The 15,311-nt window shown below is 60.9% G+C and carries 16 protein-coding genes and 1 tRNA gene; 11 read left to right on the forward strand and 6 right to left on the reverse strand.

The window, feature by feature from the left end; genetic code table 11:
• The first annotated feature begins 26 nt into the window (after nt 1-26).
• From U873_RS0113330 to U873_RS0113355, 6 genes are all read left to right on the forward strand, one after another.
• A complete protein-coding gene (locus tag U873_RS0113330; protein WP_025128728.1) occupies nt 27-1,466 on the forward strand; it encodes a PLP-dependent aminotransferase family protein in 1,440 nt (479 codons plus the stop codon).
• A 76-nt stretch (nt 1,467-1,542) separates the two neighbouring features.
• Complete coding sequence (locus tag U873_RS0113335) at nt 1,543-2,058, forward strand: hypothetical protein (protein WP_025128729.1); 516 nt, start codon at nt 1,543-1,545, stop codon at nt 2,056-2,058.
• A gap of 169 nt (nt 2,059-2,227) precedes the next feature.
• Nucleotides 2,228-2,482 (forward strand): YkgJ family cysteine cluster protein, encoded by a 255-nt coding sequence (locus tag U873_RS35210; protein ID WP_081818659.1) that lies wholly within the window; start codon nt 2,228-2,230, stop codon nt 2,480-2,482.
• 49 nt (nt 2,483-2,531) lie between these two features.
• Nucleotides 2,532-3,140: an START domain-containing protein gene (locus tag U873_RS0113345; RefSeq protein WP_025128731.1), complete on the forward strand. Its 609-nt coding sequence runs from the start codon at nt 2,532-2,534 to the stop codon at nt 3,138-3,140.
• A 133-nt stretch (nt 3,141-3,273) separates the two neighbouring features.
• Complete coding sequence (locus U873_RS0113350) at nt 3,274-3,507, forward strand: hypothetical protein (protein WP_025128732.1); 234 nt, start codon at nt 3,274-3,276, stop codon at nt 3,505-3,507.
• 212 nt (nt 3,508-3,719) lie between these two features.
• On the forward strand, nt 3,720-4,061 hold the full coding sequence (locus tag U873_RS0113355; protein WP_025128733.1) for a ribonuclease E inhibitor RraB: 342 nt from the start codon (nt 3,720-3,722) through the stop codon (nt 4,059-4,061).
• 319 nt (nt 4,062-4,380) lie between these two features.
• Here the strand turns inward: U873_RS0113355 and U873_RS0113360 are convergent, their stop codons facing one another.
• Both U873_RS0113360 and U873_RS0113365 read right to left on the reverse strand, forming a co-directional pair.
• Nucleotides 4,381-5,190, reverse strand: a complete 810-nt coding sequence (locus U873_RS0113360; RefSeq protein WP_025128734.1) for a cytochrome c — start codon at nt 5,188-5,190, stop codon at nt 4,381-4,383.
• Nucleotides 5,187-5,636, reverse strand: coding sequence for a rhodanese-like domain-containing protein (locus tag U873_RS0113365; protein ID WP_025128735.1), 450 nt, complete (start codon nt 5,634-5,636; stop codon nt 5,187-5,189). The genes U873_RS0113360 and U873_RS0113365 overlap by 4 nt, the downstream gene beginning before the upstream one ends.
• A gap of 599 nt (nt 5,637-6,235) precedes the next feature.
• Here U873_RS0113365 and U873_RS0113375 point away from each other — a divergent pair.
• The 3 genes from U873_RS0113375 (at nt 6,236) to U873_RS0113385 (ending at nt 10,438) form a co-directional block, all read left to right on the forward strand.
• Nucleotides 6,236-7,441, forward strand: a complete 1,206-nt coding sequence (locus tag U873_RS0113375) for an acetyl-CoA C-acetyltransferase (RefSeq protein ID WP_025128736.1) — start codon at nt 6,236-6,238, stop codon at nt 7,439-7,441.
• A 25-nt stretch (nt 7,442-7,466) separates the two neighbouring features.
• The gene (locus tag U873_RS0113380) at nt 7,467-9,611 is read left to right on the forward strand and encodes a 3-hydroxyacyl-CoA dehydrogenase NAD-binding domain-containing protein (protein WP_025128737.1); all 2,145 of its coding nucleotides are present in this window, start codon (nt 7,467-7,469) and stop codon (nt 9,609-9,611) included.
• Between the two features lie 104 nt (nt 9,612-9,715).
• Entirely contained in the window at nt 9,716-10,438 is a 723-nt protein-coding gene (locus U873_RS0113385) for an amidotransferase (RefSeq protein ID WP_025128738.1), read from the forward strand.
• 44 nt (nt 10,439-10,482) lie between these two features.
• On the opposite strand, the gene U873_RS0113390 is transcribed toward U873_RS0113385, so the two are convergent.
• The 3 genes from U873_RS0113390 to U873_RS0113400 all read right to left on the reverse strand — a co-directional run bounded on the left by U873_RS0113390 (nt 10,483) and on the right by U873_RS0113400 (nt 13,237).
• Entirely contained in the window at nt 10,483-11,454 is a 972-nt protein-coding gene (locus tag U873_RS0113390; protein ID WP_025128739.1) for a magnesium and cobalt transport protein CorA, read from the reverse strand.
• Between the two features lie 156 nt (nt 11,455-11,610).
• Nucleotides 11,611-12,333 (reverse strand): 1-acyl-sn-glycerol-3-phosphate acyltransferase, encoded by a 723-nt coding sequence (locus tag U873_RS0113395; RefSeq protein ID WP_025128740.1) that lies wholly within the window; start codon nt 12,331-12,333, stop codon nt 11,611-11,613.
• Nucleotides 12,334-12,547: 214 nt separating this feature from the next.
• Nucleotides 12,548-13,237: a crotonase/enoyl-CoA hydratase family protein gene (locus tag U873_RS0113400; RefSeq protein ID WP_025128741.1), complete on the reverse strand. Its 690-nt coding sequence runs from the start codon at nt 13,235-13,237 to the stop codon at nt 12,548-12,550.
• A gap of 319 nt (nt 13,238-13,556) precedes the next feature.
• Between U873_RS0113400 and U873_RS0113405 the strand changes: the two genes are divergently transcribed.
• Nucleotides 13,557-13,646: transfer RNA gene (locus tag U873_RS0113405), tRNA-Ser, on the forward strand.
• Between the two features lie 386 nt (nt 13,647-14,032).
• On the opposite strand, the gene U873_RS0113410 is transcribed toward U873_RS0113405, so the two are convergent.
• A complete protein-coding gene (locus tag U873_RS0113410) occupies nt 14,033-14,491 on the reverse strand; it encodes a hypothetical protein (protein WP_025128742.1) in 459 nt (152 codons plus the stop codon).
• Between the two features lie 387 nt (nt 14,492-14,878).
• On the opposite strand from U873_RS0113410, the gene U873_RS0113415 reads away from it, so the two are divergent.
• Nucleotides 14,879-15,070: a hypothetical protein gene (locus U873_RS0113415; RefSeq protein ID WP_025128743.1), complete on the forward strand. Its 192-nt coding sequence runs from the start codon at nt 14,879-14,881 to the stop codon at nt 15,068-15,070.
• Nucleotides 15,071-15,311 lie beyond the last annotated feature (241 nt).

Here is a 15,311-nt window from a genome sequence, read left to right on the forward strand (position 1 = left end):
AACGCCGTGAAATCGAGTGCTGCGCCATGACCAATCTCTTGCTCTATCAACGTATCGCTCAGCAGCTGGCTGAGGATATTCGCCGTGGTGTCTACCAGCCGGGGGAGCGTGTACCGTCGGTGCGCAAGATGAGCTCGCAGCTCAACGTCAGCCACGCCACGGTGCTTCAGGCCTACGCCAACCTGGAAGACCAGGGGCTGATCCGTGCGCGCCCGCAGTCGGGCTACTACGTGCACCAGACGCCGGCGCTGACGGCGCCCACGCCGGATATCGCCCGAGTCGAGCGTCCGGGCCTGGTCACCCGCAGCAGCATCATTCATCAGGTGCTGGTGGAGTCTCGTCGCGAAGGAGTCTTTCCCTTGGGGGCCGCAGTGCCCAGCGTCGACTACCTGCCGGTACGGGCGCTGCACCAGCAGTTGGCCAAGGTCACCCGTTTCCACAGTCCCCGGGCGTTCAGCTACATGTTCAGCCCGGGGTTCGAGCCGCTGCGGCGGCAGGTGGCGATCCGCATGCGCGATGCCGGCGTCGTGGTCGACCCCTCGGAAGTAGTGATTACCCATGGCTGTGTCGATGCCCTGCAGATGTCGCTGCGGGTCCTGACGCGGCCGGGCGACCTGATCGCCGCAGAGTCGCCGACCTATTACGGCCTGCTGCAACTGGCAGACCTGCTGGGGCTCAAGGTCATCGAGATTCCCAGCGATCCCTCCACGGGGATGAGCCTCGAAGCGTTGCAGCTGGCAGCCAACCAATGGTCGATCAAGGCCCTGGTATTGACCACGCGCCTGAGCAATCCCCTGGGCGGCACCATGCCGGAGGAGCGGCAGAAGCAACTGCTGCGCCTGGCCTCGGACTTCGATATCCAGGTGGTCGAGGACGATATCTACGGCGAGCTGATGTTCGAGGTGGGGCGAACCAAGGCCCTCAAGGCCTATGACCGGCTGGACCGGGTGATCTACTGCTCGAGCTTTTCCAAGACCCTGTCACCGGGGGTGCGCATCGGCTGGATGATTGCTGGCAAGTTCCAGCAGGAGATCCAGCGATTGCAGACATTCAGCACCCATTCGGCCTGCAGCGTGACCCAGATGGGGGTCGCGGCCTATCTGGAGAATGGCGGTTATGACCGGCATTTACGCTACATCCGCCAGGAATATCGCAAGAACCTGAGCGCCTTCCAGCTGGCGGTACAGCAGTACTTCCCGGAGGGCACGCAAATCACCCGGCCCAATGGCGGCTTCATCCTGTGGGTCAGCCTGCCGGGCCGGGTCAACACCCAGGAATTGCACGTGCGTGCACTGCAGCAGGGCATCAGCGTTGCACCGGGGCTGATCTTCAGTAATACCGAGCAGTTCAACCACTGCGTACGCCTGAACTGCGGAACGCCCTGGAACCGTGAGGCCGAGCGGGCCTTGATGACTCTGGGGATGCTGGCCAGTCAGTTGTGCCAGGAAGCGGCCGGCGGATTCTAAACAATGTGGCCCCATGCTTGTCATGGGGCCTGCAACAAGCGAGCATAGGGCACCTTTTGTCGATCTACCTGCCTTTATGAAAGCCTTTTTCCCTACCTTCTGGTTATGTGCCTGCCTGTTGGGAGTTGCCGCTGTCACGCCTGCCCAGGCTGCCTCGGCTGCGGATAAACCGGCCGCCGGTACGTCGCACCCGAGCCCATCGAGCACCGCCAAGAAAGCTCCTGCAAGCAAGGCTTCCGCAAGCAAGACCAAGAGCAAGGCCCCGGCCAACGCCGCCAAGGCCAAGCCTGCAAACAAGAAGCCCCCTGCCAAGTCCAAGTGGGCCTATCAAGACATCAAGACCCCCTTGACCAGCCCCAAGCTGGACTTGAGCCTGCCGCCGGAAATGGTCAAGCACCTGCAGCCCGTGGGCAGCGTTCCCTTGCCCAAGCGCGAGCCGTTGCTGCCGCCGATGTTTGGCGAGAAGCCCAAGGAAGACAGTCCGTTCCAGCTCAACGGCCGTCTGCTCAGCAATGAAATGCAATTGCAGCTGCGCAACGAGGAGCGTCGGGATATCGAAGGCGCCGCCCTGGATTTCGAGTTCAAGCAATAAAAACTTCTGCCTGCCTGTGACCGGGTTGACCGACACTTTGTCGGAGACTGATCAGTCACGCACAGTTGCGGGGAAAATCCGTTCTTTGAGTAATTTTAAACGGCTGTTTTAGCGGTTACTCTTGGCGGGCGTCATTTAACACTTTGCTTGTCGCAAGGAGCTTTTCGTCATGAACTGCCGTGAGGGTTGTGGCGCCTGCTGCATCGCCCCTTCCATCAGCACCCCGATCCCCGGAATGCCTCAGGGCAAGCCGGCCGGAGAACGTTGCCTGCATCTTTCTGTCGAACATCTGTGTGGCCTGTTCGGCATGCCAGAGCGGCCGGCTGTTTGCGGGGCGTTTCAGGCGGATCTTGAGGTGTGTGGCGAAAGCCGTGAAGAAGCCATCCGGCTGATCGGGTGGTGGGAGCAAGTGACAGCGGCCTAGGCTCAAAGTGTTCTCAATGAACGGAACTTCAACAATAAGGAATAAGACAATGGGTTCGCTGCATCGAATGGCTGTGCTCTGTGGTTTAACCGTGCTGTTGTCGGCAACGGCCCACGCCGAAGACTGGCAAACGGCCAAGGACGAAGACGGCATCAAGATCTCCCTGAGTGAAGTGGCCGGCTCCAAATACAAGGCCTATCGTGGTGTGACCACCATGAAGACCTCCATCGCCAAGCTCCGTGCGCTGCAGGAAGACGTGGCCGGCGCCTGTTCCTGGATCCACGAGTGCAAGACCCAGAAGCTGCTCAAGCACGAAGGTGATCAAAGCTGGACCTACACCCAGTTCAACACCCCGTGGCCGGTCACCGCCCGTGACTCGGTGCTGCACATCACCACCAGCGAAGCGGCTGATGGCAGCCTGACCCGCAAGCTCGAAGGCGTGCCGACCTACATCCCCGAAGAGAAAGGCTTCGTACGCGTGGCTCAGGTCGAGGGTTACTGGAAGTTCGTCCCCAAAGGCGCTGACCAGGTCGAGGTGACTTACCAGGTGCACACCGAGCCGGGGGGCAGCGTACCGTCCTGGCTGGCCAACAAGTTTGTGGTCGATGCGCCCTTCAACACCCTGAAGGCGCTCAAGGCCCGTGCCGAAAAGCCGTGAGCGGTCGAAGCTTCTGCTGATTCACTCAGGCCGCCTTCGGGCGGCCTTTTCATGAGCGTGCGGTGGAACGTTTGCCCAGGGGCCAGGGTCGAGATGCTGTAGGCCCACTCATGGGGCTATCGAGGAGGCACTGATGCAAAAGTGGCAAGTCACTTTCGTGGATGATCATGGTGTCCAGTCCGTCGAGCATTTCGATTGCGACCAGCAACCGACGATGGAGCGTGCTGCGCAACTGGTACGGGCCAAGCTGTTGCCAGTGAGTGCCGAACTGGATCTCAATGATCTGGACGGGCGCACCGAGGCACCGACCCTCAAGAGCCTGAAAGAGCAGAACAGTATTCAGATTCTCAGCATCATGCCGATCTAGAGGGGGTAGAGACCGCTCCTGCAGCAAATTCTGGCGGCGTCCAGAGGTTGACGCTAATCTGCAAACGAGATCAGCGAACTCTTCGCTAGGCTCTGGTCTTGTCAGCTCCATGCTTGTTTCCCGACGACCCTCCCCGGGTCGTGATACCGGTCACTTTGTCGGTGGGTCGGGAAGCACGGAAAGTCTATCCATCGGTTTGAGGAGGACGTTTCATGAGCACAGCCGTTCAAGAAGACATCAGCAGCAGTGTGCTGCGCCGCATGAAAGAAGGCGGTTTTGACTTTTCACGATTCCATCCCATCGAGTTCTACGCCATTTTCCCGGATGAGGAGCGGGCGCGCAGGGCGGCAGGACATTTTCGCGGTGAATCCTTGAATGCCCAGATCAGCGTGCGTGACGATGGCGCCTGGTACCTGGAGTTGAGCAAGGTGATGTACGCCACCTATGGCGGCATCGGGGATTTTGAACAGGACTTCGAGGCGGTGGTCGAGCCCCTGGGCGGCATCATTGAAGGCTGGGGCGTGAAGCAGGAGGTTCGCGGGCGCCTGGTATGACCCGCGTTTAGCGCTGCAAGACTGACAATTGGCTGGCCCGCGGGCCGGCCAATTGCATTTTCGGGGGCTGCAAAAGGTAAAAAAAAGCCACCCGCGAGGGTGGCTAAAAGGGAAGACCGGCCAGGAGAGGAGGTTGCTCGGGGCAGCCCGAGCACGGTGGTCATCAATCTCATCAAGGTTGCAGCAGGGGCTTCATCAGGCTGGATGAAGTGTGTGTCGATGGACGGATTATCTGCGTGGGTAGCCCGGCCGTGAAATCAACTCTGACTATGCAGCTGATAGCCAGAGTTGCTGGTGCGCCAGAGCGCAGGGGGGGAGGTCATTGCGGCAGTTGCTTGCGCCCGGCCATGTGCTTGAGATAACCCAGCAAGAGTTCCAGCTCCGTGTCCGGCAGGACGCTGCTGCTGAACCCCGGCATTTTTGCCTGGGGCCAGCGCCTCAAGCTTTGCGGGTCGCGGATATAGCGCTTGAGGAAGGCCCCCGTGAAGTACTCGGTGGGGCTGTAGGGAATGTTCAGGTCCGGGCCGAACTGCGAATCGCCGGCCCCGTTGAGCCGGTGGCAGGCCAGGCAGTTCTTCTGGAACAGGGCAAAACCCTGGTTGAGCGGATCATTCGCGGCCAGCTGCGGGTCCGGGGCCAGGGCCGGGAAGCGCTCGGCTACCGGGGCCAGGCGCTGAATGCGGGCAACCTGGAATGGCCACTGTTCGGGGCTGATGTGGCCGGCCGCTGGATCGCTCCAGACCAGATAGAACGGCCCGGCGCTGGGCTTGTCCGCCGCCAGCGCCGGCCAGGGCTTGGCCGGGTCCTCGATGGCCAGCCAGGCCTGGGCGCCCTGGCGGTTGAGCAACGGCCCTGCGCTGAGCTCCGCGGCAAAGCCATCCAGGGCCACGGCCTGCAGGTGATCCGCGGCCTTCAGGCCCTTGAGCAGGAGCGCCATGGGCACGGCCCGGTACTGCATATCGCGCTTGTAGGACACATCGTCCTTGATGGTGATGTTCTGGGCGTCCGGATGCTTGAGCAGCTCTTCGGTCTGCCAGGTGTGGCTGCCGGAGCCCAGGTCGATCAGCAGTTGCGCAGCGTGCAACGAGGTGCTCAACAGCAGGGTCGAGCAGAGCAGGAGAGCTTTCAATTGATGGCCGTCGGGTCGTCGTCAGTGGGTTCATCGCCGGGAAGTACATCGTCGGGTCGCGACACATGGTCGAACAGGGCGTCCCGGAGTTCTTCGTAGTTGCCGCCGTTCACGATACCGAAATAACCGTGCTTGACCAGGGTGTCTTCGGCTTCCAGGGCATGCTGGTTGGTATCGCTGTAGATCACTACCGTGGCGTTGGGGTCCAGCACCACCTTGCGCAGCTGGTAGGCCAGGCCCTCAGCGCTGATGCCCGTGCCGTCCTCCAGTTCGAGATTGACCTGCAGCGAGTTGTGGACGTTGCCGGCGGCAAAGTCGCTTTCGCTGCGCAGGTCGAGGATCAGGGCGCCGTCATTGATTTCGTCCACCGCGCGATTGACGTCAATGATCCCGGCATGAGCGTCGAAAGCGCTCAAGAGTGTGGCAAGTGCAATCCAATGGCGCATGAGTCTTCCCCGTCGTGTTCCTCAGGAAGACTGGCACACAAGTCCGTGCCCCGGTAGGAACCGGGGACAATTTTCTGACTCGTTGAACGAACAGCCACGGATCAGCCGATCACTTTGGTGAGATTCGGCAAGATCAGCAGCAGTGTGGTTGCAAAGAGAATGAGCCCCGCCTGACGTACTTTCGAATGTTTGAACATGGCTGAATGCCTTTTGTTGTTATTCCTGAGCATCAATGCATGCCGATCGGTGCATTTCACTATGAGCCGGCAATGTGTCCCTTTTCTTACCTGTCCCAGCGCAAAATCCGTCTGAGACTTCCTACAGCTTCTACCTTAGGGGCCTTGAATCCCCTGGCTTAGATCCAATTCATATGAAGTTGTAGCCAGTGGTCATGAAAAAGCTATAAATCTGCCTCTGCAGCGGATGGCCGCCCTTTGGCTAGACAGTTCGCGACCCTTCATCGGCGGATCCCTTAGCTGCCTACCGTTCGTCTGAGCGTGAGCGTCAAGGCGGCTGAGCGCATCGGTCATTGAATCCGTGGCTGTCGCGCCTAAGGTGGGAGCTCGACATTTTCCCCTGCACAGCGGTTCGAGGACGTCATGACCCAAGCTTTGATATTCGATGCGTTACGCACGCCCCGTGGCAAAGGCAAGGCCGATGGCGCCCTGCACAGCGTGAAACCGGTGAACCTGGCTGCGGGCCTGCTGCGGGCCCTGCAACAGCGCTGCGAACTCGACACCAGCCAGGTGGACGATGTGGTCCTGGGCTGTGTGACACCCATTGGTGATCAGGGCGCGGACATTGCCAAGACTGCGGTGCAGGCGGCGGACTGGGACGTCAGCGTGGCCGGGGTGCAGATCAACCGTTTCTGCGCATCGGGTCTCGAGGCGGTCAACCTCGGGGCGATGAAGGTGCGCTCGGGGTTCGAGGAACTGGTGGTGGTCGGCGGCGTCGAGTCCATGTCGCGAGTGCCCATGGGCAGCGACGGCGGAGCCTGGGTCCTGGACCCGGAGACCAACCTGCACAGCCATTTCACCCCGCAGGGAATTGGTGCGGACCTGATCGCGACACTGGAAGGCTTTTCCCGCCAGGACGTCGATCGGTTCGCCCTGCAATCCCAGCAGAAGGCCGCTCGGGCCCGTGCCGAGGGTGCTTTCAGCAAGTCCCTGGTGCCGGTGCAGGACCAGAACGGCATCGTGCTGCTGGCCCATGACGAGTTCATTCGCGCCGACTCGACCCTGGAGGGCCTGGGCAGCCTCAAGCCGAGTTTCGAGATGATGGGGCAGATGGGTTTCGACGCCACGGCGTTGCGGGTCTACAGCCATGTTGAACGCATCAACCATGTGCACACTCCGGGCAACAGTTCGGGCATCGTCGACGGCGCTGCGCTGATGCTGATCGGCTCCGAGACCAAGGGGCGCGAACTGGGGCTCACGCCGCGGGCGCGGATTGTCGCCACGGCGGTCACCAGCACCGACCCGACCATCATGCTCACCGGCCCTGCGCCGGCCACCCGCAAGGCCCTGGCCAAGGCCGGGTTGCGGGTCGAGGACATCGACCTGTTCGAGGTCAACGAAGCCTTTGCTTCGGTGGTACTCAAGTTCATCAAGGACATGGCCATCGATCCGGCCAAGGTCAACGTCAATGGTGGCTCCATCGCCATGGGCCACCCCCTGGGCGCCACCGGGTGCGCAATCCTCGGCACCTTGCTCGACGAACTGGAGGCCCGGCGCCAGCGCTACGGCCTGGCCACGCTCTGTGTCGGCGGCGGCATGGGCATCGCCACCATCATCGAACGGCTCTGAGCCCCGACTTCAAGGAATCCCTTTCATGACCGATGCCATCCGTTACGAAAAAGGCCAGGACCAGATCGTGGTCCTGACCATCGATATGCCGGGCCAGAGCGCCAACACCATGAATGCCGTGTACCGCGATGCCATGGCGGGGGCCGTGGCCCGACTGCAGGCCGAGCAGGCAGCCATCGCCGGAGTGATCATTACCTCGGCGAAGAAAACCTTCTTTGCCGGCGGCGACCTCAATGAGCTGATCAAGGTCGGCAAGCCCGAGGCCAAGGCCTTCTACGACATGGTGTTGACCCTCAAGGGCCAGTTGCGGGCCCTGGAGACCCTGGGCAAACCGGTGGTGGCCGCGATCAATGGCGCGGCCCTGGGCGGCGGCTGGGAAATCTGCCTGGCCTGCCATCACCGGATAGCACTGGAGGGTAAGTCGGTCCAGGTCGGCTTGCCGGAAGTCACCCTGGGCCTGCTGCCTGGTGGCGGCGGGGTGGTGCGCATGGTGCGCATGCTGGGCCTGGAAAAAGCCTTGCCGTACCTGCTGGAAGGCAAGAAAGTACGTCCGCAGCAGGCGTTGCAGGCTGGCCTGGTCGATGAGCTGGCGACCGATCCTGATGAGCTGCTGGCCAAGGCCCGAGCCTGGATCCTCGCCAATCCGGCGGCCAAGCAGCCCTGGGATGTCCGCGGCTACCAGATTCCCGGCGGCACACCGTCGAACCCGAAAGTCGCGCAGATGCTGGCTATCGCGCCTTCGATCCTGCGCACCAAGACCCAGGGCTGCTTCCCGGCCCCGGAAAAGATCCTCTGTGCTGCCGTCGAAGGCGCCCAGGTGGATTTCGACACTGCGCAATTGATCGAGACCCGCTACTTCACCGAGCTGACCACCGGCCAGGTGGCGAAGAACATGATCGGCACCTTCTGGTTCCAGCTCAACGAGATCAATGCCGGTGGCTCGCGTCCTCAAGGCATTGCGACTCAAGTGACGAAAAAACTCGGGGTGCTCGGCGCCGGCATGATGGGGGCGGGGATCGCCTACGTCAGCGCGGTGGCGGGTATCGAGGTGGTCCTCAAGGACATCAGCCCCGAGGCGGCCGAGAAGGGCAAGGCCCACTCGGCGGCGCTGCTGGAGAAGAAGGTCGCTCGCGGGCAGTTGAGCAGCGAGCAGCGGGACGCGACCCTGGCGCGGATCGTCACCACTGCCGAGGATGCCGACCTGGCCGGTTGCGACCTGATCATCGAGGCAGTCTTCGAGGACCGGGCGCTCAAGGCCCAGGTGTCCAAGGCCGCGCAACAGGTGGTTGGTGCGGACGCGGTGATCGCCTCCAATACCTCTACCCTGCCGATCACCGGGCTGGCCACGGCGGTGCCCAATCCGGACAAGTTCATCGGCCTGCATTTCTTCAGCCCGGTGGAAAAGATGCCCCTGGTGGAGATCATCAAAGGGGCTAAGACCAGTGATGAAACCCTGGCCCGAGGCTTTGATTTCGTCCTGCAGATCAAGAAGACGCCGATTGTGGTCAACGACAGCCGGGGCTTCTTCACCTCGCGGGTATTTGGCACCTTCACCAATGAAGGCATTGCCATGCTCGGCGAGGGCATCGGCGCACCGATGATCGAAGCCGAGGCGCGCAAGGCGGGGATGCCGGTGGGGCCGCTGGCGATCTCCGACGAGGTGTCCCTGAGCCTGATGAGCCACATTCGCCAGCAGACCGTCAAAGACCTGCAAGCCGAGGGCAAGCCGGCCATCGAGCATCCGGCGTTTGCCGTGATCGACCTGCTGCTCAACGAGTACAAGCGGGCGGGCAAGGCGAGCGGTGGCGGTTTCTACGACTACCCGGCCGCAGGCCAGAAACACCTGTGGCCGGAGTTGCGCACGCGCTTCTACAAGGCCGACGGGCAGATCTCGCCGCAGGATGTGCGCGATCGCCTGCTCTTTATCCAGGCGATTGAAACCGTGCGCTGCGTGGAGGAGGGGGTGTTGCTGTCCACTGCGGACGCCAACATCGGTTCGATCTTCGGCATAGGCTTCGCTGCCTGGAGCGGGGGTGCGTTGCAGTTCATCAACCAGTACGGGGTGCAGGATTTCGTTGCCCGTGCGCAGTACCTGGCGCAGCAGTACGGCGAGCGTTTCACGCCGCCGGCCCTGCTGGTGGAAAAGGCTCGCCAGGGCCAATTGTTCTGAGGTTGGCGGGCAGCAAATGACGCATTCCGGGGCTTGCCTTGCCGTGGTATTTCAAGGCAGGCTCTGGGTGTTCATTATTGCCATCGCCTTGTCAGGAATTTTTTATGTCGCTACGCATCTGCATTCTTGAAACCGATATCCTGCGTCCCGAACTGGTCGATCAATATCAGGGTTACGGGCAGATGTTCCAGCGCCTGTTTTCCCAGCAGCCCATCGCTGCCGAGTTCAGTGTGTACAACGTGGTCCAGGGGCAATACCCCGACGCGCAGCTGGAGTTCGATGCTTATCTGGTGACGGGCAGCAAGGCCGATTCCTTCGGCACCGATCCCTGGATCCAGACCCTCAAGACCTACCTGCTGGGCCGCTATGAGCGTGGTGACAAGCTGCTGGGCATCTGTTTCGGCCATCAGTTGCTGGCCTTGCTGCTGGGCGGCAAGAGCGAGCGGGCGAGCCAGGGCTGGGGGGTGGGCACCCACAGCTACCAGTTGGCCGCCAAGGCGCCATGGATGAGCCCGGTGGTGGAGGAGTTGACCCTGCTGATCAGCCACCAGGATCAGGTCACCGCCTTGCCGGAAAACGCCACGGTGATCGCCTCCAGCGATTTCTGTCCTTACGCGGCGTACCACATCAACGATCAGGTCCTGTGTTTCCAGGGCCATCCCGAGTTCATCCACGATTATTCCCGCGCCCTGCTGGACCTGCGCCAGGAATTCCTCGGTGAGCAGATCTACCGCAAGGGCGTGGCGAGCCTGGAGCACGACCATCACGGTGCCACCGTTGCCGAGTGGATGATGCGTTTTGTCGCCCACAAGCCCAAGGCGGCATGACGGCCGTTGCGGCCCTGTGCATCCGGCACGGGGCCAAGGTGCTGCTAGAGCCAGCCTGAGCGCTTGAAGCTGGCCCAGAGGCCAACACAGCCCACGCTGATGAACCCCAGGACCCCGAAGTAGCCGTAGTGCCAGCTCAGTTCGGGCATGTTCTGGAAGTTCATCCCGTAGATTCCCGCCACCGCCGTCGGAAATGCCAGGATCGCCGCCCAGGCCGCGAACTTGCGCTGCACGATGCTTTGTCGCGACGCCTCCAGCAGCACGCCGATCTCGATGGTCTGGCTGGCGATGTCGCGCAGGGTCGAGAGGTCCTCCATCTGCCGGGTGACATGAATCTGCACGTCACGAAAGTACGGCCGCATGTTCTTGTCGATGAACGGAAAACTGAGCTTCTGCAGCTCCTCGCTGATCTCCACCATGGGCGCTACATGGCGGCGCAGGCGCAATACGTCGCGGCGCAGGCCGTGGAGGTTCTGGATATCCCGCTCGTTCAGCGAGTTGCACAGCACGTTGCGCTCCAACTCGTCGATCTCGGCGTGGATCGCCTCGCTGACGGGCTGGTAGTTCTCGGTGACGAAATCCAGCAGCGCATAGAGCACGAAGTCTTCGCCGTGCTCCAGTAGCAACGGGCGCGCTTCGCAGCGTTGGCGCACGTAGCCATAGGAGGCCGAGTGGCCGTTGCGGGCGGTGATGATGTAGCCATTGCCGGCAAAGATGTGGGTTTCGATGAACTCCAGCTTGCCGTCGGTGCGTACCGGCGAATAGGTGACGATGAACAAGGCATCGCCGAAGGTTTCCAGTTTGGGCCGGCTGTGCTTTTCCAGGGCGTCTTCGATGGCCAGTTCATGCAGGTTGAACTGGCGCTGCAGGTTGGCCAGCTCGTGGGCGTTGGGTTCTTCCAGACCGATCCAGACGAAGTGGCCGGGTTTCGCGGCCCAGGCAGCCCCTTCGTCGAGGCTGATATCAGTGACTTTCTTTCCACCGCTGTAAACGGCGGCAGCAACAACTCTACCCATGGTTCCGGTTCACTTCTTCTTATCAATGGGGCGATGACAGACCAGCAGCTTAGCCTGCAATGCTGCATCAGAGTCACTGCCGATGCATGAGTTCGCCGACAAATAAAAGCCCGCACGAGGCGGGCTTCGGGGCGTCAGGGAATTGCCGGCAGGCATTCAGGCCGTTTGCAGCTGGCGATCCATGCTGGCGATGCATTCGCGCATCTGCTCGCGGCATTGGGCGATCAGCAGCGGCATGTCGTCCAGGGTCAGCCCGGCGGTGGGGATGGCTGGCAACGAGCGGATCAGGATCTTGCCGCTGTTCCAGCGATTCAGGCGCATGTGCTTGATGTAGCTGCTGACGCATACCGGCACGATCGGTACGCCGGCGGCGATGGCCATCTGAAATGCACCTTTCTTGAACGGCAGCAGCTCCTCGCCGAGGTTGCGTGTGCCCTCCGGGAAGACCCAGATCGAGGTGTCCTTGTGCTGCAGGGTGTGGGTGGTGGTGAGCATCGAGCGCCGCGCCTTCTGCGCATTGCCGCGGTCGATCAGCACATTGCCCGCCAGCCAGAACAGCTGGCCGAACAGCGGCACCCACTTCAGGCTCTTCTTGCCGATGCACACCGTGCGTCGAGGTACCACGTTGCCGAACACGAACAGGTCGTAGTTGGACTGGTGGTTGGCGATGATCACACAGCCATCGGGCTTGTCCATCAGCGGACCGACCTCCGCCTTGACCCGCAACCGCAGGATGCACATGGCCGGCCAGGCATAGAGGCGGGCGCACAGGCGGCTGTTGTCCGGGTTGAACGGGCGGCACAGCCCGAGTAGCAGGCCCAGGCTGCCGGCGACGATAAAGTGCAGGCCCATCAACAACATGCGAAACAGATACAGCATCTAAACGGCCCACCGGGGACAAAAGGTGGCGCAGTGTACGGATGTGCACTATTTTCGGCAATTGCCGTTCTTAGCCCGGAGATGGGCGATGTTTAAGTACATGTTTCCAATTGCGCTTGGCCGTGGCGGTCTAGAGCGCTTGCTATCAGCTGTTTGGCCACGCAATAAAAAGCCCGACATCTGGGTCGGGCTGATTCAGGGAGCGCCGGGAAGGTTAACCCAGGTGTTCCTGATCCTGGATGATGGCGTTGTCCAGGGTGTCCAGCAGAGCCTTGCGCACCTTCAGCTTGGTGTTCTTGTGGGCCTGCATGTTGATCTTCTTCAACTGGCGTGCAGCGGCCAAGGCGGTACTTTGCAGCTCTTCGGCGTTCACTACCTTGTCGAGGAAGCCAGCATCCACGGCGCTCTGCGGGTCGAACATCTCGCCGTTGATCACCGAGCGGTGGAACGCCGAGCGTCGCAGGCGATCACGGGCCAGTTCGATTCCGGCGTGGTGCATGGTCATGCCGATCTGCACTTCGTTCAGGCCGATGCTGAACGGGCCGTTGACGCCGATCCGGTAGTCCGCCGAGAGCAGCAGGAAGGCCCCCTTGGCCACCGCGTGGCCAGGGCACGCGACGATCACCGGGAAGGGGTGGGACAACAGGCGGCGGGCCAGGGTCGAGCCCTGGGTCACCAGGGCCACGGCTTCCTTGGGACCTGCGGTCATGACCTTGAGGTCGTAGCCGCCGGAGAGAATTCCTGGCTGGCCGGTGATGATCACGACTGCACGATCAGCCGTGGCCTGATCCAGCGCGGCGTTGAAGGCGGCAATCACGTCCGGGGAGATGGCATTGACCTTGCCATTGCTCAAGGTCAGGGTCGCGATACCGTCTTCGAGATGGTAGGTAATCAACTCACTCATGACGCAATTCCTTGTATTGAAGTGCAGCAGACGTTACCCATCGCAGCAGATCAGGTAAAGCGCCGTGACTGACTGGTGAGTCAGGCATTGGGCCGGGTATGGGCTTGCATGGCGCAGCAGGTCACGCAGAGTTTCTTCTATATAGCTGTGGGCGAGGCTGGAGAATGGCTGGTTTGCCTTGTCCACGACCCTGGCCGAATCCCCTTCAACGACAGAACGTCCTTAAGCGCATGAAAATTCTGAAAAAAACCTTTGCCATCTGAAAAGCTTTCGACTACATTAGCGCGCCTCGACAGACTGAATCGGTTTGACGAGATACGGTGAAGTGTCCGAGTGGCTTAAGGAGCACGCCTGGAAAGTGTGTATACAGGAAACTGTATCGAGAGTTCGAATCTCTCCTTCACCGCCACATTAAGTAAACACAAACCCCTGATTTTCCTAGAGAAAGTCGGGGGTTTGTGGTTTTTGGCGTCTGAAAAATGGCGATATGGGAACGCCGACTGCTGAAGCTCCGGCATTCGAACCGCGTTTTATGGGGCATGGGCCCTATCTCCTGCGCCGATATCGCTGGGCGCGCAGCGTCTTCAGGGGTGATACACATCCGGCGCCTGGGGCTTTTTATGCCGGGGCCTTCAGGAGGCGGGCCCGGTATCGGGCAGTCGCGGAGCAGCGCTTTCTCGGCAGGCTGTGCAAGGCAGTTCCCGCAGCTACCTAAGTCCGCTGGGGCCCATTGCTGTTGCCCGGTTCAGGCTGCCTATCCTGGCTGGCGCGAAGTCCAATGGGGTCTACAAGGCTTCAAACTGTGATCACTTGTGCCTTCGTGAGGATGAACAGGGCGATACCCAGAATCACGACAATGGCGTGGGGCAAGGCGACGTGGGGCCATCGCATGACTTGTGGAGTCCCCCGGCCCCGTAGCTCTGCCCATCGCTTGTACCAGGCTGGGCCGATCTGGAAGGGATGCTCCACTCTCTGCTCGCCTCGGAAGTGCTCCGCGATCAACTCCGCCCGCGGGTAGTAGGACATCTGAAAGAGCTTCCACTGTGTCTCCAGTAGCCAGAAAACCGCGGCACTGATGGCCGAAATTAGAAAAACCGCAGATGAATGACTGGCAAAGGCCCCGGCGATGGCGGCGAGGCTGAAGGTCATGCTCCAGGCCTTGATGGTCAGTGCGCGGGAGTCGAAGTCCTCGATGGTCTTCTGGATATGCAGGTACTCGGCTTGCAGTGCTGCATTCAGTTGATCGTCATTCATGGGGAGGCTCTCTGATCGATGGTGTCGCGGTTGTCTGTTGCCTTGTGCTGATGGACCAGGCTGGTGTCAGCCTATGTCAGAACTGCGGATTCAGCCTTTCCGCCTATCGTTAATGAACCGGATGCGCCCACCTCTGGCAGCGTGCCGGCGTCACCCCCCGTTTATCTTCATATCGCACGTGTCGTCGCGGCAGGAAAGAGGTTGAGGAGTGGCAAGAAATTGTCTTGGATCAATGGGGGATGAAGCCTCTCACCGCTCGTCGGAGGTTGGTGCTTTTGAACGGCAGGTCGATAAATGACTGTCTAGTCTGAAACGCCGTGACGAACAGTATTATTCAGGCAATCAGGAGCTTGCCGGTACTGTTCGATTGTTGGAGGGAGCGGAGCTATGAGAGGTCTTGCCTTTATTGAAGACAATGGGGATGAGTTCCCGATCAACAACTTGGTGCGTTGTGGCCAGGCCGCATTTGAAGTGCAAGAGTCGCCTCAAGCCAATGGCGTGAGCAGGAAAAAAGCGCCGGCTCGGCCGGTGGCCAGTAATACGATGTTTTTCCCCCGGGCCTTGCCCAAGAGAAAGTAAGTTTCAATTCGAACAGCCCCGCTTGATGCGGGGCTTTTTATTGCCTGCAAATTGCCGATGTCATTCTTTATGAAGGGTTGATAAGTAAAGTCTGATAGCGAAAGAAGAACAGGCCGATACGGCTCGTCCGGTTCGCTCTAGCCTGGAAGGCACAGGTAATGGCGCGCGTCGAAGAACCAGGCTGTTGATCAAGTGGTCTGCGGTGATTTCACGGGCCGACTGTTCAACCAAGGCGCATGGT

The organism is Pseudomonas sp. PH1b (assembly GCF_000633395.1).
Taxonomy (GTDB): domain Bacteria; phylum Pseudomonadota; class Gammaproteobacteria; order Pseudomonadales; family Pseudomonadaceae; genus Aquipseudomonas.